This is a genomic window from Microcoleus sp. MON1_C1 (genome assembly GCF_036701945.1).
Classification (GTDB): Bacteria; Cyanobacteriota; Cyanobacteriia; order Cyanobacteriales; family Microcoleaceae; genus Microcoleus.
This window is the reverse complement of sequence record NZ_JAUBRO010000002.1, coordinates 207,719-226,369: the sequence shown is the minus strand read 5'-3', so window position 1 is coordinate 226,369 and position 18,651 is coordinate 207,719. Positions and strand designations below refer to the sequence as shown.

18 protein-coding genes are annotated in these 18,651 nt (G+C 45.9%); 11 read left to right on the top strand and 7 right to left on the bottom strand.

What is annotated here, in order from left to right; genetic code table 11:
- From QUA62_RS29305 to QUA62_RS02235, 3 genes are all read right to left on the bottom strand, one after another.
- Positions 1-2,534, bottom strand: a 2,534-nt coding sequence (locus tag QUA62_RS29305; protein ID WP_445301630.1) for an ATP-binding cassette domain-containing protein, incomplete at its 3' end; no start/stop codon positions are given.
- 413 nt (positions 2,535-2,947) lie between these two features.
- Complete coding sequence (locus tag QUA62_RS02240; protein WP_333402185.1) at positions 2,948-4,591, bottom strand: WD40 domain-containing protein; 1,644 nt, start codon at positions 4,589-4,591, stop codon at positions 2,948-2,950.
- 164 nt (positions 4,592-4,755) lie between these two features.
- Positions 4,756-4,962, bottom strand: a complete 207-nt coding sequence (locus QUA62_RS02235; RefSeq protein WP_006633572.1) for a hypothetical protein — start codon at positions 4,960-4,962, stop codon at positions 4,756-4,758.
- Positions 4,963-5,151: 189 nt separating this feature from the next.
- On the opposite strand from QUA62_RS02235, the gene QUA62_RS02230 reads away from it, so the two are divergent.
- The gene (locus QUA62_RS02230) at positions 5,152-5,499 is read left to right on the top strand and encodes a DUF2442 domain-containing protein (protein WP_333402184.1); all 348 of its coding nucleotides are present in this window, start codon (positions 5,152-5,154) and stop codon (positions 5,497-5,499) included.
- A 111-nt stretch (positions 5,500-5,610) separates the two neighbouring features.
- Here the strand turns inward: QUA62_RS02230 and QUA62_RS02225 are convergent, their stop codons facing one another.
- Entirely contained in the window at positions 5,611-6,309 is a 699-nt protein-coding gene (locus QUA62_RS02225; RefSeq protein WP_333402183.1) for a pirin family protein, read from the bottom strand.
- Positions 6,310-6,425: 116 nt separating this feature from the next.
- On the opposite strand from QUA62_RS02225, the gene QUA62_RS02220 reads away from it, so the two are divergent.
- A complete protein-coding gene (locus tag QUA62_RS02220; protein ID WP_006633569.1) occupies positions 6,426-6,764 on the top strand; it encodes a winged helix-turn-helix transcriptional regulator in 339 nt (112 codons plus the stop codon).
- A 71-nt stretch (positions 6,765-6,835) separates the two neighbouring features.
- Complete coding sequence (locus QUA62_RS02215) at positions 6,836-7,234, top strand: DUF4112 domain-containing protein (protein WP_333402182.1); 399 nt, start codon at positions 6,836-6,838, stop codon at positions 7,232-7,234.
- An 84-nt stretch (positions 7,235-7,318) separates the two neighbouring features.
- Here the strand turns inward: QUA62_RS02215 and QUA62_RS02210 are convergent, their stop codons facing one another.
- Positions 7,319-8,344: a low specificity L-threonine aldolase gene (locus QUA62_RS02210; protein WP_333402181.1), complete on the bottom strand. Its 1,026-nt coding sequence runs from the start codon at positions 8,342-8,344 to the stop codon at positions 7,319-7,321.
- Positions 8,345-8,426: 82 nt separating this feature from the next.
- Here QUA62_RS02210 and QUA62_RS02205 point away from each other — a divergent pair, with 82 nt between their 5' ends.
- From QUA62_RS02205 to QUA62_RS02185, 5 genes are all read left to right on the top strand, one after another.
- Positions 8,427-8,639 (top strand): DUF2997 domain-containing protein, encoded by a 213-nt coding sequence (locus QUA62_RS02205; RefSeq protein ID WP_006633566.1) that lies wholly within the window; start codon positions 8,427-8,429, stop codon positions 8,637-8,639.
- 11 nt (positions 8,640-8,650) lie between these two features.
- The gene (locus tag QUA62_RS02200) at positions 8,651-9,433 is read left to right on the top strand and encodes an XRE family transcriptional regulator (RefSeq protein WP_333402180.1); all 783 of its coding nucleotides are present in this window, start codon (positions 8,651-8,653) and stop codon (positions 9,431-9,433) included.
- A gap of 20 nt (positions 9,434-9,453) precedes the next feature.
- A complete protein-coding gene (locus QUA62_RS02195) occupies positions 9,454-11,085 on the top strand; it encodes an Hsp70 family protein (RefSeq protein WP_333402179.1) in 1,632 nt (543 codons plus the stop codon).
- Between the two features lie 109 nt (positions 11,086-11,194).
- Positions 11,195-12,052, top strand: a complete 858-nt coding sequence (locus tag QUA62_RS02190) for a bifunctional class I SAM-dependent methyltransferase/HIT family protein (protein ID WP_333402178.1) — start codon at positions 11,195-11,197, stop codon at positions 12,050-12,052.
- Between the two features lie 188 nt (positions 12,053-12,240).
- A complete protein-coding gene (locus tag QUA62_RS02185) occupies positions 12,241-12,810 on the top strand; it encodes a hypothetical protein (protein WP_190743067.1) in 570 nt (189 codons plus the stop codon).
- Positions 12,811-12,901: 91 nt separating this feature from the next.
- Here the strand turns inward: QUA62_RS02185 and QUA62_RS02180 are convergent, their stop codons facing one another.
- Positions 12,902-13,456 (bottom strand): GNAT family N-acetyltransferase, encoded by a 555-nt coding sequence (locus tag QUA62_RS02180; protein ID WP_333402177.1) that lies wholly within the window; start codon positions 13,454-13,456, stop codon positions 12,902-12,904.
- A 309-nt stretch (positions 13,457-13,765) separates the two neighbouring features.
- Here QUA62_RS02180 and QUA62_RS02175 point away from each other — a divergent pair, with 309 nt between their 5' ends.
- The 3 genes from QUA62_RS02175 (at position 13,766) to ilvA (ending at position 17,631) form a co-directional block, all read left to right on the top strand.
- Positions 13,766-14,947, top strand: coding sequence for a DUF262 domain-containing protein (locus QUA62_RS02175; protein WP_333402176.1), 1,182 nt, complete (start codon positions 13,766-13,768; stop codon positions 14,945-14,947).
- A gap of 123 nt (positions 14,948-15,070) precedes the next feature.
- Positions 15,071-16,015 (top strand): MAE_28990/MAE_18760 family HEPN-like nuclease, encoded by a 945-nt coding sequence (locus QUA62_RS02170; protein WP_445301629.1) that lies wholly within the window; start codon positions 15,071-15,073, stop codon positions 16,013-16,015.
- 83 nt (positions 16,016-16,098) lie between these two features.
- Complete coding sequence (gene ilvA, locus QUA62_RS02165) at positions 16,099-17,631, top strand: threonine ammonia-lyase, biosynthetic (RefSeq protein WP_333402190.1); 1,533 nt, start codon at positions 16,099-16,101, stop codon at positions 17,629-17,631.
- Positions 17,632-17,754: 123 nt separating this feature from the next.
- Here ilvA and QUA62_RS02160 read toward each other — a convergent pair whose 3' ends face one another.
- A complete protein-coding gene (locus QUA62_RS02160; RefSeq protein ID WP_333402174.1) occupies positions 17,755-18,615 on the bottom strand; it encodes a DUF6920 family protein in 861 nt (286 codons plus the stop codon).
- Positions 18,616-18,651: the final 36 nt, after the last annotated feature.

Sequence of the window (18,651 nt, the reverse complement as noted above, 5' to 3'; positions counted from 1 at the left end):
GACTCTACCGTTTCTGAAACTTCTAGATTTTCGACTATCGGTTCTGGTTGAGAATGCTCGATCGACTCTACCGTTTCTGAAACTTCTAGATTTTCGACTATCGGTTCTGGTTGAGAATGCTCGATCGACTCTACCGTTTCTGAAACTTCTAGATTTTCGACTATCGGTTCTGGTTGAGAATGCTCGATCGACTCTACTGTTTCTGAAACTTCTAGATTTTCGACTATCGGTTCTGGTTGAGAATGCTCGATCGACTCTACCGTTTCTGAAACTTCTAGATTTTCGACTATCGGTTCTGGTTGAGAATGCTCGATCGACTCTACCGTTTCGACAATGAGTAGATTTTCGACAATCGGTTCTGGTTGAGAATGCTCGCTCGACTCTACTGTTTCGACAATGAGTAGATTTTCGACAATCGGTTCTGGTTGAGGATGCTCGCTCGACTCTACTGTTTCGACAATGAGTAGATTTTCGACAATCGGTTCTGGTTGAGGATGCTCGATCGACTCTAGCGTTTCTGAAACTTCTAGATTTTCGACAATCGGTTCTGGTTGAGAATGCTCGCTCGACTCTACTGTTTCGACAATGAGTAGATTTTCGACAATCGGTTCTGATTGAGGATGTTCGATCGACTCTTGTCTTTCTACAGTTTCCAGAAACTCTGCGACTGGTTGCATTCCGGGTTCTAAATCGCTTATTTCCTCTGGTGTTTCTGTAATGGGTTCGGATTCTGGTTGAGAATAGTCGATCGACTCTTGCGTTTCGACTATCGGTTGTGGTTGAGGATGCTCGATCGACTCTACTGTTTCTGAAACTTGCAGATTTTCGACTATCGGTTCTGGTTGAGGATGCTCGATCGACTCTACTGTTTCTGAAACTTGCAGATTTTCGACTATCGGTTGTGGTTGAGGATGCTCGATCGACTCTACTGTTTCTACAACTGGTTCGGATTCTGGTTGAGAATAGTCGATCGACTCTACTGTTTCTGAAACTTGCAGATTTTCGACTATCGGTTCTGGTTGAGGATGCTCGATCGACTCTAGTGTTTCTGAAACTTCTAGATTTTGGACAATCGGTTCTGGTGGAGAAGGTTCTATCGGGAGTATCTCACTTTTGTAAAAAACATTTTTTACAAAAGTGAGCATCCTGCTTGCTTGTTTAGATATCTGTAGCGAGTAAGATGATCTGGTTCCTGTGACACCCAAACTGAGATGCTTCCCTTTAATCGGCTGTACGGTTTCTGGAACTGATTCTAGTTCTGGTTGAGGATGTTCTCTCAACTCTACGGTTTCTGCAACTGGTTCCGATTCTGGTTGAGGATGTTCTCTCAACTCTACGGTTTCTGCAACTGGTTCTGATGCTGGTTGAGGATGTTCTCTCAACTCTACGGTTTCTGCAACTGGTTCCGATGCTGAATGAGAATCATAGAGAGACTCTTGCCTATGTGAAACTTGCAGGTTTTCGACAATCGGTTGCGATTCGGATTGATGAGAATCCGCGATCGAGTCTTGAGTTGTTGCCGCTTCTTGCAGATTTCGATCGACCTCTGGTTCGGTGTGAACCAGATTTTCTTCCGGTTTTTTTTCAGCCGCTGTCAGCCTTAAAAACACATCTTCCAGAGTAGCGCGAGAGCGACGCATTTCGCAGAGTCCGAATCCAGAGGCGAGGATAGCTGTGGCAATTTCTCGTCCGGGTTCTATGTCCGGTTCGCACATTGCCCGCAGGCGGTAGCGATTCACTAAAAATTGCTGGCTTGGAATCAATTCGATCGATCGAACTCCCGGCAATTGTTCCAAAGAAGGCAACAGCAGACTGTTTACCAAATCCGCCTCGCCTTCAACTTCGAGTTCGTAACCCTCTCCCACCGCCAACTCTCCCATCAAATTTTCGGGAGTACCTGCAGCGACGATTTTACCGCGATTGATGATGGTGACGCGGTTGCAAGTCATGCTGACTTCCGGCAGAATGTGCGTGGAAAGGATGATTGTGTGCTGGCCCCCAAGACTTTTGATTAAATTGCGGACTTCGATGATTTGCCGGGGGTCGAGGCCGACGGTTGGTTCGTCTAAGATAATGACGGGGGGGTCGTGGACGATCGCCTGCGCGATACCGACGCGCTGGCGAAATCCTTTAGAAAGCTTGCGGATTAAAACTTTGCGTTTATCAACCAGGCCGCAGCGTTCGATCGCGGAGGTAACTCGTCGCGCGCGATCGCCTGCAGGTACTTGCTTGATCCGGGCGACAAAAAACAGAAACCCTTCCACACTCATTTCTGGATACAGTGGCGGGTTTTCCGGCAGATAGCCGATGCGCTGTCTGACGGCCATCGAGTCTTCGTGAACATCCATGCCGGCGATGCGGGCCGTACCGCTGGATGCTGGCAAGTATCCCGACAAAATCCGCATGGTTGTGGTTTTGCCAGCGCCGTTTGGCCCCAAAAACCCCAGAATTTCTCCTGATTCGACCGAAAAAGACACGTCCGCGATCGCTGCGGTCGAACCGTAAGTTTTGCTTAAGTGTTCTACTTCAATCATTTGTCAGAAGTCACGCAATTTTAGATTTTAGATTTTAGATTTACTTTGCCAACCACAGGCGGGACGCCTGTTCCACGAAGTTGAGAGTCCCGCCCGATCGGCGGGTCGATCGAATTTATGGCGAAATTTTTAATTTGATTTTGTCTTCCAGTGTAGTCTGGCAAGAACCAAATCTATCATAAGGGTCGATCGTAGTTTGAAACAAAATGCTAGGTAGTAGGGGGGCGGAGCCCGGAAATGATTAGCCGATGTACATCGAATCGCTCCAACTGACGCACCCTACCAGTAGAGTCCGTGCCTAAGCGAACCCTCCACTAGCTGCCTTCGCTACAGAGGCGGGGCTGTTTCTAGGTTGAGTAGCGCTTACGCGCCCCTCCGCGTAACGCGACGAAAGCGGTTCGTTCAAAAAAATCTCAACTCCTTTTCCAAATCTTAATTTCCCCCAACCAACCCGCACTCACAATCGTCTTACCGTCGCTGCTAATCGCCACAGCGCTAACGTAGCCAGCATGACCGCTCAAATTACCTCTCAAATCCCCCGATCGCACATCCCAAAGTCTCACACTCTTATCCCAACTCCCAGTAACCAGCGTAGTGCCATCCCGACTGAATGCCACCGACCAAACTCCGTCAGTATGCCCGCTCAAACGACGAATTAACTGCCCGTTTCCGGCATTCCACAAACCGATTGTACCGTTGCTATTTCCCGCAGCTAAACTCTTGCCGTCGGGAGTAAAAGCTAGCGACAAAACAGACAAGTTTTTGCCGCTAATCGTGCGAATTGCTTGACCGCTAGCTAAATTCCACAACCTAATTGAACCGTCTTTGCTGCCGCTAGCTAAAGTTTTGTTGTCGGGACTAATTGCAACAGCATTCACCAACCCAGAATGCCCGGTCAAAGTCCGCAGCAATTCCCCCGTTTTCGGGTTCCAAATCTTAATCGTTTTGTCCCAACTGCCACTGGCTACAAATTGACCGTCGGGACTAACGGCAACGCTCGAAACTGCATTGGAATGCCCGCTCAAAGTGCGTACAACCGCGCCAGTTTCTAAATTCCAAATTTTCACTGTTTTGTCGTCGCTGCCGCTAGCTAACACCTTGCCATCCGCACTCGCGGCCAATGCGTTTACTGCTTCCGTGTGACCTTGCAGGGTAGTTTTTAATTGCCCACTGGGAAAATTCCAAACTGAGATTGTGCCGTTGCTATTTCCTGTGGTAAAATAAGCGGAAGCTAGGGCAAGGGAACTGACAACTTCCGAAGGCCCTTTGAGGGTATTTGTAGCAGCAAAGGCGATCGCACTTGCAGGCGTGCGGGGCGCATTATTCGCCGGAGTTTTCGGGTTCCCGGCAGTAGGAGATTGGGGAACGACTGGCAGCGAAATAGTCGATCGCCATTTCATGAAAGTATTAATTTCTATTCCCGCAGCCACGATTTTATCAGAATTGTCCTCTAACCTGACAATGCCGTTAATTGCGACAACTCGGCCTGCGTCATCGAGCACCGGCCCGCCGCTCATTCCCGCTCTCACTAAGTTATTGTATACCAAAGTATAACCGTTCCAAGGAGTTTGGCGGCCGGTAAGCTGACCTTCCGTGGCGATGAAAATCGGCTGTCTCAGAGAACCGCCGGATATCGGCCAGCCGGCCACATAAGCCTTGTTTCCCTTAGTTGCTGCGGAATTGGCTAATTGAGCCAGTGGGTAGCTTTGAGTGCTGCTGAAAGGTACGACGGCTAAATCCATCCCGGGCACTCGCCGCACGAGGCTATAGTATACAGAGTGAGCTTTGCCGTCCGGAGTTACCACCTCGTAATCGCCTGCTTTATCGACAACGTGCCAGTTTGTGAGAATATAGTATGTGCTGCCTTGTTTCTCTAAAATTACTCCTGAACCGCCTTTTGTCCCCTGGATGCGAACAGTAATTTGTTGGGCAACGGTTTTAACTCGGTCGGCGGTTAATGCGAGGGCGATTTGAGGTGATGTGAGTGGGATGAGGGCGATCGAACTCAGGGCGATCGTAGCACTCAAAATAGCCGGAATTGTTCTGCTGTAATTCATTATTGTGTCAATTTAACATACCCAGATATCAACTGACGCATAAGTTATCCGGTTTGTGGCAGATTGACGGTTGACAACGCCAAAATGCCTGCGCGACGATCGAACTTTCGACATTCGCACAAGCCTCACAATATTTGACACAGCCCTCTGGCTACCAGAAAAATTTAGAATCGGGAACCACAAATAGACTCAACCATAGCAACTGGCTTATCTCTATTTTTTTCTTGGCAAATGATGAATTCAGCCAAACGCTGGTCGGAATATTTCCCATTAGCCATCCAGCCGAGGGGTGCGCCTGCGATCGCGCCGACTGCTAAACCAGTGATGAGGCTCCAAACAAGATGCTTTCGGGCGATCGGCTGTTGTTCCATAAAAATTTATCCTAAACATTTACCCTTACCAGAAATACCACAAATAAAACTTACTTTCTTCCTCCTATTTACTTATTTCCTAAGTAGTAACCCATTATTAAGTATCATCTCCTTCACAGTCCGCTTAACACAATCCCATGCAGCAATAATCAAGTATCCAAACTTAACAAAACCGATGGCAAGAAATACATGGTATTTAGAAACTGGGACAAACAGTTAACTGAGGAAAATCTCCGAGAGCAAATAACCAAAGCCCAGCAAGCAGGGAAAAACGCTGAGGCTACAGAACCCCGCGCCGAATCCATGTATTACAATCAGTCTGAAGATTTAATAGTGCTCGAACAAAAAAACGGTGCTATTTTCTGTTTTCCTCCAAGCCTTGCACAAGACTTAGAAGGCGCTTCACCAGAACAGTTTGCTGATGTTTGGCTACCGCCTTCCGGTAGTAGCGTGCACTGGGAAAGCTTAGAGGTTGATTTGGGCATTCCCGAACTTGTAGCAGATATTTTTGGGGCAAAATCTTGGATGGGTGATTAATTTCTTAGTCCCCCTCTACTCGGAGGAGAGTTTGACTCTTAAGCGATTTCAATCGCCGAACGATCTAAAATCCCCGACTTCTTGGAGAAGCCGGGGATTTCTTGTGTAATTCTATGCCAAATCAAACAGCAAAAATTCAGCATCTGCCGTAGCTTCAATCGCCAATTCAGACTCGCCGCTAACCGCCGCAGCGTCGCCATTTTTCAAAGGCAAACCGTTGACCAAAACCGAGCCGCGAGCAACTTGCAGCCAAGCATGGCGATTCGGCTGCAAAGCATGAGAAACCCGCGAGTCTTTATCCAAAATAGCCGCATACAAATCCACATCTTGATGCACTTTCACAGCACCATCTCTCGCATCTCGTGCCGCCACTAAACGCAGTTTTCCGTGCCTTTCTGCTAGGGGAAACTCCCGCTGTTCGTAACTCGGAGGCAAACCCTGTGTATCGGGTAACAGCCAGATTTGCAGCAAATGAACCGGGTCTGTTTGCGAGTTATTGAACTCGCTGTGCTTGATCCCCGTACCTGCACTCATCCGCTGTACTTCACCGGGTTTAATCACTGCACCAGTACCCAAACTGTCCTTGTGTTCTAATGCTCCTTCTAATACATAAGTAATGATTTCCATGTCACTGTGTCCGTGAGTGCCGAAACCTTTGCCGGGGCTAACGACATCCTCATTAATTACCCGCAAAGATCGAAAATTCATATAATTTGGATCGTAATAGCCGGCAAAAGAAAATGTGTGGTAACTGTCCAGCCAACCGTGATTAGCGTGTCCTCTTGCTTCACTTTTTCTGACGGTAATCATTTTCTGAATCCTCAGTGAAATTTATCCGGTGTTTCTTTGATGTTTTTATTTTAAACCGAGTCAAGTTATTATGGATAGTACGCACTTAAAAGTGCGATACTTACCAAAAAGATACTATGCAAGTCCAAGAAGTAAAGGTCGATCGAGCAAATTGCCCTGTAGAACGCACTCTAGAGGTGATTGGCGGGCGCTGGAAAGTCTTGATTCTGCGGGAGTTGTTTCAAGGAGTGAAGCGCTTTAACGAGCTGCAACGAGCTGTCAACGGAATTACTCAGAAGATGCTGACGCAGCAACTGCGGGAAATGGAATCAGACGCGATCGTGCACCGGGAAATTTACCTGCAAGTGCCGCCAAAAGTTGAATATTCGCTAACGCCTTTGGGCGAAAGTCTCAAACCGATTATTAATGCCATGCACGAATGGGGAATTCAGCATATTAGCGAAGATGGAAAATAAGCGGTTTCTAGATGTTTTTTTTCCGTCTTCCGACAGATTTCAAATTTTCAACCTAGTTCAACAATAATAATATGAACAACATAGAGCGTCTCGCCACCCTCAACCGCATCCGCAAACTCAGCCGCCTGATGGATACCGCCATTGGCATCCCCGGCACCAAATTTCGCATCGGCTTAGACCCCATTATCGGTTTAGTTCCGGGCGCTGGGGATATCGTAGATACCGCGTTTTCCGCCTACCTAATTTATTTAGCAACTCGATTCAACATTCCCCAAAAAACTTTAGGGAAAATGATTTACAATATCGGTCTAGAAGCCGTCGTTGGTTCAGTACCTTTAGTCGGAGATATTTTTGATGCTTTTTATAAATCAAACATGAGAAATCTGGCGCTTTTAGAAGAGCACCTCGAAGCAGTTGAACCCGAACTAGCCGCAGTTGCAGAACCTGTTTCTCAATCGATTAAACTCTAGCTGGGTAGCGCCAGCCAGGGCGGGTTAACATAATATTTGCTATCACAAAAATGCTCACTACACCCGCCCTTACCCACCTACAATCTATACAGAATAGCGTTTAACAGCTTCCACCAAAGCAATAACATCCGCTTCCAGAGTATTAAAAGCCGTTACCAGTCTAACAGTACATTCATCCCACCGATAAAACAGAAAACCCTCAGCTAAAACCGATGTAACTATTGATTCGGGAAGTTGAATAAAAATCTCGTTCGCTTCAACCCGATGGCAAAACTTCGCTCCCTCAACTTCCGCCAAACCTTCAGCTAATTTGGCTGCCATATTATTTGCATGAGCTGCATTCTTCAGCCACAAATCATCCGTTATATACGCTTCCAACTGTGCAGACAAAAACCGCATTTTCGAGAAAAGATGTCCGCTGCGCTTGCGGTAAAAAGGGAACGTCTTTGCTAATTCTTGATTAAAAAAAACCACAGCTTCCGCACCCATCGCACCGTTTTTTGTCGCTCCAAATGAGAGAATATCCACACCGGCGCGCCAAGTGACATCAGCCGGAGAACAGCCCAAACTGACAACAGCATTTGCAAAGCGAGCTCCATCCATGTGCAGGTGCAAATTGTGAGCGCGAACTACTTCCGAAATGTGGGAAATTTCCGCTGGATTGTAGACTGTGCCGGCTTCCGTTGCTTGAGTGAGGCTGACGGCGGCGGGCTGTACGTGATGGACGACACCTGCACCAGCGCGATCGAGTATTTTTCCTAAAGTCTCTGCCTCTATTTTACCATGACTTCCTGTTACTGTAACTAACTTGGCACCGCCTGTAAAAAACTCCGGCGCGCCGCATTCATCTACATTAATATGAGATGCCGCGTGACAGTAAACAGCCCCGTAAGGAGGAGTCATAACCGCAAGGGCCAGAGCATTAGCAGCAGAACCAGTTGCTACCGGAAAAACAGTCACCGATGTCTCGAACAAATCTGAAAATTTAACTTGCAAACGCTGTGTATATTCATCATCTCCGTAAGACATCACAGCACCGGAATTAGCCGCTGCAATCGCAGCCATAATCTCCGGCGAAACCCCGGTTGCATTGTCGCTACAAAAATTCATTAGAATAATTGGTAAATAGAATCTATAATATAACTCAACACTCAGCAGTCAACACTCAATCATTAAACAAAGAGGCAGAATTATGGCAGAATACCGCCAAATAGAATACCGCATCGGCAAAGACGGCAAAATTACCGAAACCGTCCTCAACGCCACTGGTTCTAGTTGCACCGAAACCACAGCCGGAATTGAAAAAGCCCTCGGAAAAGTAGAATCTCAAGACTTGCTGCCAGAATACTACCAAGGCGAAGAAAATTTGGTCGTTGAACAAACGCAGACTTTAAAACAAGTTTAGAAGAGTTAAAGATGTTTGATATCCTGGGTGCAACAGTTGATGTAACAACAGTGCCTGCCTTCAGCTTCGCGCTAGCTATCGGGGGCATTTTTCTAATTTTAGTCTATCTTTATGCTGCATCTGAGGCGGGAGATGCGATCGAGTTTAAGTACGATAAAATTCTGCGGGAACGCATGAATCAGCTAGACATTCTCGATTGGCAAGACTTAGGCGAAAAAGCAGGCTTAAGTCGCTTTGGGGTGCGCTTAGTGCGGCAGGGAGACGTGGGAAAACTCACGCTAGACCAACTGAGGCGGCTGGCAACAGTGCTGAATTTGAATTTCCAAGAGTTCGATCGCACTTTGCTCACACTGCCAATATCGGGTACAATCACCACTGATCCCAGCGAAATAGAAGAATTGAGGCAGCAGTGTTTCCGGCTGCGATCGGAATTGCAGCAGCAAAAAGCTCAACTAACTGCCGATTTTCGCCGCGCTACCTTTGAACAGTTGCAAACTTTGTTAACCAACTATCCCGCCGCCCGCAAAATGGCAGAAGCCAAGCCGGATATGCCCGCCAAAAATCTCTCAGCTTTGTTTACTCCCTTAGAAAATCTCTTATCAAGTTGGGATTTTGAAACGATTGGTTCTGCGTGGGAACGAACTGCTTACAATCCGCAGTTGCACCAGCCGGATGTTGAGGATATAACCGAAGGAGAATTAGTTTATATTCGGTTTGTCGGCTATCGAGAGGGAGAGCGAATTCTTACTCCTGCTAAAGTTAGTCGCACCCTTCCAGCGGGAATGAAAAATTAAATTTTAAATTATAAATTAACATGACTACAGTTGCCATTGACTTCGGCACCAGCAATACGGTTGTCTGCATTCTTAACCCGGATAGGAAAACCCCAGAAACTTTGCGATTAGGCGAGATGTCCCGCATTTTTAAAACGAAGAATTTGAGCGGAGATGTTCGAGAAATATCTGTAGTGCCGACTTTAGTTTTTGTGAAAAATGCGGGAGAGTTGGTGTTGGGAGAAAAAGTGCGATCGCAGCGTTTGGGACAAGCCCAGCCAGACCGTTTTTTTAAAGCTTTTAAACGCAATTTAGCCGCCGACTTTCAGCCGCCGCCCCGCAATCTTGATGGCGACACCTACACAGCCGAATCAGTAGCAGAAAAGTTTATTAAGACTATTTGGAAACAATTATATTTACAAAATATACAGCCCGACAAAGTAATTTTTACAGTACCAGTCGGAGCATTTGAGCGATATCTAGATTGGTTTCGCGACTTAGGAGAAAGTTTGGGAGTTGCGGAAGTTCAGGTAATAGATGAATCCACAGCAGCCGCCCTGGGATATGCAGTACAACGCCCCGGCTCTCTAGTTTTAGTAGTTGATTTTGGCGGGGGAACTTTAGATTTAAGTTTAGTTCGTACTGCTGTAACCCCCCCCTTACCCCCCCTTACCAAGGGGGGGAGAAATCTCGCTCCCCCCCTTGACAAGGGGGGGCTGGGGGGGGTGCGTGCCGAAGTGTTGGCAAAATCCGATGCTTATGTAGGCGGCGAAGATATTGATATCTGGATGGTCGAAGATTATTTGCGGCAAATTGGTTCGTCGCGCGCAGAAGTCGGCGCAGTTGGCTGGCAAAATTTATTAGAAATAGCGGAAAAATTAAAAATTCAACTTTCTCAAGTTAATGAGGCGAAGGAAAGCTGGTTTGACGATGAAAATTTTATGTCTTACGACTTGCAGCTAAACCGAGACAAGCTTGAGGAAATTCTGGAATCTAGGCAGTTGTTAGAACAGTTGCGGGAAAGTTTAGATGAAGTGCTGAGCATTGCAATGGGAAAAGGGATCGGCAAAGCAGATATCGAACAGGTTTTGCTGGTAGGAGGAACTTCTCTAATTCCGGCTGTATCTAATTTAGTGGTTTCGTATTTTGGGCGGCAAAAAGTCAAAGCTGACAAGCCGTTTGAAGCGGTGGCGCACGGTGCTTTAGCCTTGACACAATTAGCGAGTGTTGACGATTATTTGCGCCACAGCTATGCAATTCGCCTCTGGGAACCTTATGCTAAAGCTTATGCTTATTCGCCGATATTTAGCAAGGAAATGAAGTATCCCTGTCAAAGTTCCGAAGAGTTGACGCTGCAAGTTGCAATTGAAGGGCAAAGGGAAATTCGGTTAGATATTGGGGAAGTTGCGGAGGTATCGCAAGCGGAGGTTATTTTTAACGAAAAAGGGCAAATGACGAGCAGTTGGCTCAACAAACAGACTGATTTTCGCTCTTTAGACAGCCACCACCAGCAGGTTTGTGTGGCGCATTTGAACCCGCCTGGGGTATTGGGAATTGACAGGGTTTCGGTGAGTTTTGAGGTGGATGAGAGGCGGGTTTTGTTGGCGACGGTACGGGATTTGGTGACTGGTAAGGTGTTGGTGGAAAAAGGGGCAATCGCCAAACTGCAATAATGGTAAAATTTTTAGATAACATTCGGATATTGAAATCGGTACTACACAAACTCTCGTCCGGATGGTGCGCGGACGGAAGAATATTTATTTAAATCAAATTTATGCCGCCATGAAAAAGCAACAAAATAAATTCAGTCACCTGACGGCAATCGAAAGAATTTATCTGTCATTTCCGGCAAGATTTTTATTGGATAAAAACTTGCTGCAAGGCAAAGTCTTAGATTTTGGGTGCGGCTTGGGCAGCGATGTGAGATTGTTGCAGCAAAAAGGCTTCGATATTACGGGTTATGACCCTTATTATTTCCCGGAATTTCCCGAAGATAAATTCGACACAATCATTTGTTTTTATGTTTTGAATGTTTTGTTTCCTGAAGAACAAGCTAATGTCCTGATGGAAGTGTCGCACCTGTTGAAACCAGGAGGGAATGCGTATTTTGCGGTGAGAAGGGATATCAAAAAAGAAGGCTTTCGAGAACATTATGTCCACAAAAAACCTACATATCAGTGTATTGTGAAACTTCCCTTTAAGCCAGTTCACCTAGATGAGTATTGCGAAATTTACAAATACGTGCATTACAACCATCAAAGAAATTATACTAATAACTGCATATTCTGCAATCCTTACAAAAACCTAACTTTGCTAACTGAATCAGCAACAGCTTTTGCGATGTTTGACGGTTATCCCGCCAGCAAAGGTCATGTTTTAATCATCCCTAAGCGTCACGTTGCCAATTATTTTGAACTTCCGTTTCGAGAGCAATCGGCTTGCTGGTTTATGGCTAATAAGGTACAAGAGATGTTAAGTAAAGAATTTCAGCCTGACGGGTTTAATGTGGGAATAAATATTAATAAACAGGCTGGTCAAAGTCGCACTCACGCGGCTATTCATGTTATCCCGCGTTACAAGGGCGATGCGGCTGGGAATAAAGGCGGAATTAGGTATGTGATTCCCAAGAGTGAAAAATAAAACTTAGCAAATTGTGAAAGGAATTTTTTTTTACCCCAGAGGCGCAGAGAATAGAGAGGAATAGAGAAGAGAGGAATTCATAATTTTTGTAAGGATTGTTATATTTGAGCAAACGGCGACCAAAATAGAGTTAAAATGTGTTTGCAAGGTCTAAAACTACACATTAGCAGCAATTTGGTGTTCTGTTTATGTCTAAGCGCAAAAAGCAAGAATGGCTCAAGGAAACCTTAGAGCTTAAAGAAGACCACAATTGGAAGTCAAAGCCTGGAACTCGAATTTTTGTAGCAGGAAGAGGTGCAGTCCGCTTTGATGTCCCGGAAGATTGGCATTTTGAACCGGATACTAACTCGTTCCGATTTACGGATAAAAAGCCGCCGGATGATGATTGTCGTTTAGAGGTTTCATTTAATTTGCTACCACCTGGTAACTGGGCAGATTTTCCGCTGGTGCCGCTATTACAGAAGGTGGTTGAAGATGATACGCGAAATCCGATCGCTTTTGGGGAAATTATCCAATTGAAGCGGCAAACTGCCCGCATTGTTTGGACTGAATTTAAGTTTATCGACCCTCCAGAGCAGCGGGAAGCTTATTCGCGAATCTGTATTGGATTGGGTTCTAATGTTCAGTGTTTGATTACTTTTGATTACTGGGTTGACGATGCAGAGCGTTTGACTCCTGTCTGGGATACGGTGATGGATTCGTTAGTTCTGGGTTTGTTTATTAGCGACCCTCGAACGGGGTTCGCACGTCCAGACTAGACCGATTTTCCGGGAAACTTTCAACAACTAATTTTGCTAAGTGTTGAATTGGCAAGCCACCCGTCAGTAAATTTAGAACCTACATTAAACTTTACAACCGCTTTGCCATGTAAATATCTGGCTTGCCAATTCCGTTGGCGTCGGGCATCACTCCCACGATCGCAAAACCCATTTTTTGATAAAATTCGTAGGGATGACCGCGCAAGTTTCTAATTTTGGCGATGTGTTCCCAAACGTTAGGATAAAGATTGATGCCTGAAAGACTTGTTTGATTGTCTTCGTCGTCGGTACCCACCCACAGCACGATCCCTCCCCGGTTTTTAGCTTCTGCTGCTAAATCAGCTATGAGCGATCGACCAATTCCTTGTCCGCGAAATTCTGTTCCCACTACCAGCGGGTGCAATTCCCAAACATTACCGTCATACTGTTTAATCCCGCCAATCCATCCCAAAACTTGATTGCTGTCGCCGACAGCAATTCGACTGATGCGATCGGCTCCCAAAGATTCTTGCACTTCTTGCAAAGCAGAATTTATATCGGGCCAAGCATCGGGCCAATGCTCTTTAAAACCTTCAACTATTAATCTAGCTACCTGTTGAATTTTTGGCTCGTCGCCAGCACGCAAATCAGTAATTTGTACGTTCATGAATTTACATACTAAATTAAGGATTACCGACTAATACGCTCAAAAACCGGATTTTATAACCGGGGTAAACGGCAAAAACGAAGTCAGGACTCACGAGGGCAACATTCGCTACAGCTTGCCCGATCGCCAGCTTCCATATTTCATTCTAGGCTAATTTTGCCATAAAATCGGATTTTGCGATCATCGGGTAAGGGCGATCGATCTTCTGCAGCGATAATTTGCGATCGCTAGTTTGCTAGATTTGAGTCGATCGGCTCATGCTGAAAATGCTATAATTATTAACAAGTTGTGCTTAGGGAGACTACGGAAATGCAGCTCGCACCATTTGAAAAAAAGATGTGGAAGAGTTTGCCACCAAATACACCAGATCATCGCAGGTTCGATCGCGACACATACCAGCGCTACGACTTCAAAGAAACACCAATCGTTACCGAAATCAACCGTGAAAAGCTTCCCCGGTTTGTTGAATCATTAAAACTTTCTAATTATATAGAAATGCGATCGTTCTACCAAAGAAGGGGTCGCTGGACTGCGACGATGAAATCCCGATTGATAGAGTCATTTATTCTCAATATTCCCGTACCTTCAATAATTCTGTACAAACAAGATTTCAAACCTTATGAAGTCTTGGATGGTGAGCAGCGAATCTCCGCTATTCAAGAGTTTTATGAAAATAAACTCAAACTGACAGAGCTGGAAATTTTGCCTGAATTAAATGGACATACCTACAACAGACTTCCTCAAAAAATTAGGGCTAATATCGATCGACGCTCGATATCCTCAATAGCAATTCTTGCCGAATTAACCTCCAATCCTGAAGCAGACAAGTTCCTCAAACAGAAAACCTTTGAACGTCTAAATACTGGAAGATTAAACTTCAGCCAGCAGGAAATGAGAAACATTTTGTATGGTGGAAAGTTCAATAAACTGTTGCTAAAATTAGCGCGCAATCCCATATTTTCTGAAGCTTGGGGAATTCCGGCAGACGATAACAGCCGAGACTTAGAGAATAACAGTATTTATGAAAAAATGGAAGATGCTGAATTAGTTTTGCGTTTTTTTGCCCTAAGGAATATAGAACATTATCACATGGAAATGCCAGAGTTTTTAGACTTATATATGACGAAAAGTTTAAAATTCACCAATTACGATATAAACTTTCTGGAAGATATTTTCACAGAAACTATTAAATTAGCGCATAAAGTTTACGGAAAGCATTTATTTAAACCATTCCATCCTCAATCTCAAACTTGGTCTGAACAATCCAATCGCTCCTATTATGATGTGACTATGCTTGGTTTTAGCAAGCTATTACCTGATGCCCATAAATTTTTTTCTAAAAAATTGCAAAATCGAGTTATTGAAGAAACAAAAAACCTCTTTAACAAACCGGAAGCTCGTTTTTTGACAGGAGGTGGAACAAGTAAAGCAGAGATTCAGGAGCGGCTCGGGATATTTGACGAAATGCTTTCGCAAGTTATCGGAGAATAACTTGCGATGTTTGAGGAGCTGATCGAGAAAGCTAGTGTCAAAATTTCAACGGTTCGTGCGATAATCAAGAGTAACCATCGACTTAGAAGAATCGTATTTCGAGACAGTTTAAATAAACAGAAGTTGGCAGAAAATCTTGAATTTGCCGCATTAATAGAGGTAATTCCTAGCGAAAAGGAGTGGGAAATTTACGATCGCTCTGCTGTTGTAACCCGATTGTATGCTATTTACGAGCGCTTCGTTGAGGATTTAATTTCGGATTGGCTGCGACGGATGCCCGATTTGGTTCCACGTTATTCAGATTTGAGAGTAGAAATCCAAAATACCCATCGAGAGGGTATAGGGCGTTTATTGATTGACATCAAAAAGAATAGGTTTCAACACCTTTCAGTTGAGAAAGTAGTGCAAGGATTATCCTGGGGAATTACTGACACTGGAAAATACGAACTACTTCCTGATGCTTTCTTATTGCACGAGGGAAATTTACGGAAGGAAGTGCTAGAAACAGTTTTGAAAAATGCTGGGATTAAGGAGCCATGGAAATGGATAATTAACCACAAAGAAATTAAATATTTTGTAGAGGAAGTTCGCGGCAGTCAAAATACGGCTGAAGGAGAACTCAAACAACTGGTTGACTATCGAAATAAAGCAGCACACGGCTCTACAGATGAGATTTTGGGGACTCAAGAACTGTTGGACTTAGCTGATTTTGTTGAGGCTTTATGTAAATCCCTTGCCAATCTAGTCACCTACAATATAATTTTACTCCAGAGCGATCGAGGGCTGGTAAGGGAGATTGGAAAAATTACTGAGTGGTTCCCAAAGCCACAAGCAGGCGTAGCCAAAGTTCAGGAAGTTACCTTAACTGTAGAAGAACGTGTTTTTCTGGTTTTAGTTAATGATGAATTGTCGTACTGCTACGCTGCTAAAGTTGAGAGTATTCAGCTTAATGATATTTCCCACAATCATGTGGAAATAACCTCGGAGGAAGAAGTAGGCTTAAAGTTCGATCGGGATGCCAGAAAAGGATTGACTATTTATGTAACTAAATCAAACCAAGTTGACTAAATCTTTCGTTAACTGCGAACTGCGATCGCCAATTCCCCGCAAAATACTAACACAAGTGCCGTACAATTATCCCACCATCCGGCATCAACCAACCTGCTAACCCCATGCTTTGCGATTACCTGGTACAAATCCTCACCGCCCGCGTCTACGATGTTGCTCAAGAAACAGCCCTAGAAGTAGCCCCCAATCTATCAGCACGACTCAACAATAAACTTTTGCTGAAGCGAGAGGATATGCAGTCGGTGTTTTCCTTCAAACTGCGCGGTGCGTACAACAAAATGGCGCAACTGTCGCCGGATTTGCTAGCACAAGGTGTCATTGCAGCTTCCGCCGGCAACCACGCCCAAGGAGTCGCCCTCGCCGCCCGTCACCTGGGAACTCGCGCGATCATAGTCATGCCCGTAACGACGCCGCAGGTGAAGGTAAATGCGGTGATAGCCCGTGGTGGAGAGGTAGTCTTGCATGGGGACGCTTACGATGATGCCTACGCCTTTGCGCGCCAATTAGAGGCGGAAAAAGGTATGACTTTTATTCACCCTTTTGATGACCCCTACGTGATTGCTGGACAGGGTACGATCGGCATGGAAATTCTGCGGCAACATCAAAAACCAATTCACGCGATTTTTGTGGCAATTGGTGGCGGCGGATTGATTTCGGGAATTGGGGCCTATGTCAAGCGGTTGCGGCCGGAAATTAAGATTATCGGCGTCGAACCGGTGGATTCCGATGCAATGAATCAATCGCTGAAAGCGGGTAAACGGGTGCGTTTGTCGCAGGTGGGTTTATTTGCTGACGGCGTTGCTGTGCGGGAAGTGGGGGAGGAAACTTTTCGCTTATGTCAGGAGTATGTGGATGAGATTATTTTGGTGGATACGGATGATGTTTGCGCGGCGATTAAGGATGTTTTTGAAGATACGCGATCGATCTTAGAACCTGCAGGCGCTTTGGCGATCGCAGGTGCGAAAGCTTACGCCGAACGGGAACAAATCGCAGGAGAAACATTAATTGCTGTTGCGTGCGGCGCGAACATGAATTTCGATCGGCTGCGTTTTGTAGCAGAAAGAGCAGAGTTTGGCGAACGCCGCGAAGCCATTTTTGCAGTCACCATTCCCGAACAACCGGGAAGTCTCCGCAGGTTTTGCGAATGTCTGGGAAAACGCAATTTAACAGAATTTAGCTATCGAATTGCGGATGAAAAAGAGGCACATATTTTTATCGGTGTACAAATTCAAAACCGTGCCGATGCGGTGAAGATAGCCGCAAGTTTTGAAGATTGTGGCTTCAAGACTTTGGATTTAACTGATGATGAATTAACGAAATTGCACGTGCGGCATATGGTGGGCGGGCGTTCGATGCTGGCACATCACGAATTGTTTTATCGCTTTGAATTTCCCGAACGTCCGGGTGCGTTGATGAAGTTTGTGAGTTCGATGAGTCCTAACTGGAATATCAGCGTTTTTCACTATCGGAATAACGGGGCTGATTACGGGCGAATTGTGGTGGGAATTCAAGTACCGCCCGATGAGATGAAAGAGTGGCAGGCTTTTTTGGATACGCTGGGCTATCAGTATGGGGATGAGAGTCAAAATCCGGCGTATAAGTTGTTTTTGAGGTAGGGGTTTTTGGGAAAGTTACCCTCTTGATGAAGGAGGCGGTTGAAACCGGGGCCACCACGGGGGGATTGCCCCTACAAAGGAGAAAATCTCAGACTCAGACGCACCCTACAACACAAACTAGAATCATCGTGCAAACTCATAGGCAATATTCGTGATGCGGCCGCGCCAGTAGGGCAATAGCGAGCCATCAGGCAGTTGCCACGCCACCTCACCGGAGAACGGAATCCGCATACCGTCTCGCAATTCGTAGTCCCAGAAACGGCCTTGCCAGGGCGCAAACACCAGCCCCCCCTTAACTGTACGCGCGCGGGCCTCGGCGCGGATACTGGCGATTACCCCTGCTTCATCAAAGCGGAAATCCAGGGAAACAGCGGTGTCGCCATCCTGTAGCGTTGCTCTGGCAGAAGAATTGTCGATCGCCTCCCAGCGAACACCCTGACTCGGCAGCAGTCTCGTCGGATACCAAGCAGCCTCCGCGAAAAAGCGCATCAGTTCCCCTTGTGCAGCTTCTGGAGTGCCCCGCATATCCGCCAGAGTCACCAGGCCAAGCAGCGCCGCATAGAGGATGCCTTCCCCAGAAATGTAGGCATCATGAACGAACGCATTGATACCGGGCATCATGGCAATTTGGCCGTCCCAGTCAAAGCCAGGGCGCTGAGTAATTACCAGTTGAGTTGAGGTGAAGGCGCTCCATTTTTCTGCGATTTCGCTCATGTTAAACGTGCCTTCGTGGGAAACCCGCGCTGCTACAATTAGCGGTTGTCCATCCTTCAGCACCGCGCGAAAGTAGCGCTGCACTGGCTGGGGTAAATCGGCGATTTCCCGCGCATCAAATGTGAGAGGTTTAATTGGTAAGCGTGCAGCTTCCAGATTGGCTCGCAGTTCCTTGGTACTCAGATCCCAGCGGTATGCTCCAAGGGCGATCGCGCCAACAATGCCAACTACAAGGGCAAGGATGATTAGTACGATCGCCGATCGCCACATGGTGATTCCTCTTGATAGGTAAAAACGAGTTACTCC

Coding starts and splice junctions, on each gene's coding strand:
- QUA62_RS02240 (WP_333402185.1), bottom strand. CDS start 4,591: ATGAATTACAGCAGAACAATTCCGGCTATTTTGAGTGCTACGATCGCC.
- QUA62_RS02235 (WP_006633572.1), bottom strand. CDS start 4,962: ATGGAACAACAGCCGATCGCCCGAAAGCATCTTGTTTGGAGCCTCATC.
- QUA62_RS02230 (WP_333402184.1), top strand. CDS start 5,152: ATGGTATTTAGAAACTGGGACAAACAGTTAACTGAGGAAAATCTCCGA.
- QUA62_RS02225 (WP_333402183.1), bottom strand. CDS start 6,309: ATGATTACCGTCAGAAAAAGTGAAGCAAGAGGACACGCTAATCACGGT.
- QUA62_RS02220 (WP_006633569.1), top strand. CDS start 6,426: ATGCAAGTCCAAGAAGTAAAGGTCGATCGAGCAAATTGCCCTGTAGAA.
- QUA62_RS02215 (WP_333402182.1), top strand. CDS start 6,836: ATGAACAACATAGAGCGTCTCGCCACCCTCAACCGCATCCGCAAACTC.
- QUA62_RS02210 (WP_333402181.1), bottom strand. CDS start 8,344: ATGAATTTTTGTAGCGACAATGCAACCGGGGTTTCGCCGGAGATTATG.
- QUA62_RS02205 (WP_006633566.1), top strand. CDS start 8,427: ATGGCAGAATACCGCCAAATAGAATACCGCATCGGCAAAGACGGCAAA.
- QUA62_RS02200 (WP_333402180.1), top strand. CDS start 8,651: ATGTTTGATATCCTGGGTGCAACAGTTGATGTAACAACAGTGCCTGCC.
- QUA62_RS02195 (WP_333402179.1), top strand. CDS start 9,454: ATGACTACAGTTGCCATTGACTTCGGCACCAGCAATACGGTTGTCTGC.
- QUA62_RS02190 (WP_333402178.1), top strand. CDS start 11,195: ATGAAAAAGCAACAAAATAAATTCAGTCACCTGACGGCAATCGAAAGA.
- QUA62_RS02185 (WP_190743067.1), top strand. CDS start 12,241: ATGTCTAAGCGCAAAAAGCAAGAATGGCTCAAGGAAACCTTAGAGCTT.
- QUA62_RS02180 (WP_333402177.1), bottom strand. CDS start 13,456: ATGAACGTACAAATTACTGATTTGCGTGCTGGCGACGAGCCAAAAATT.
- QUA62_RS02175 (WP_333402176.1), top strand. CDS start 13,766: ATGCAGCTCGCACCATTTGAAAAAAAGATGTGGAAGAGTTTGCCACCA.
- QUA62_RS02160 (WP_333402174.1), bottom strand. CDS start 18,615: ATGTGGCGATCGGCGATCGTACTAATCATCCTTGCCCTTGTAGTTGGC.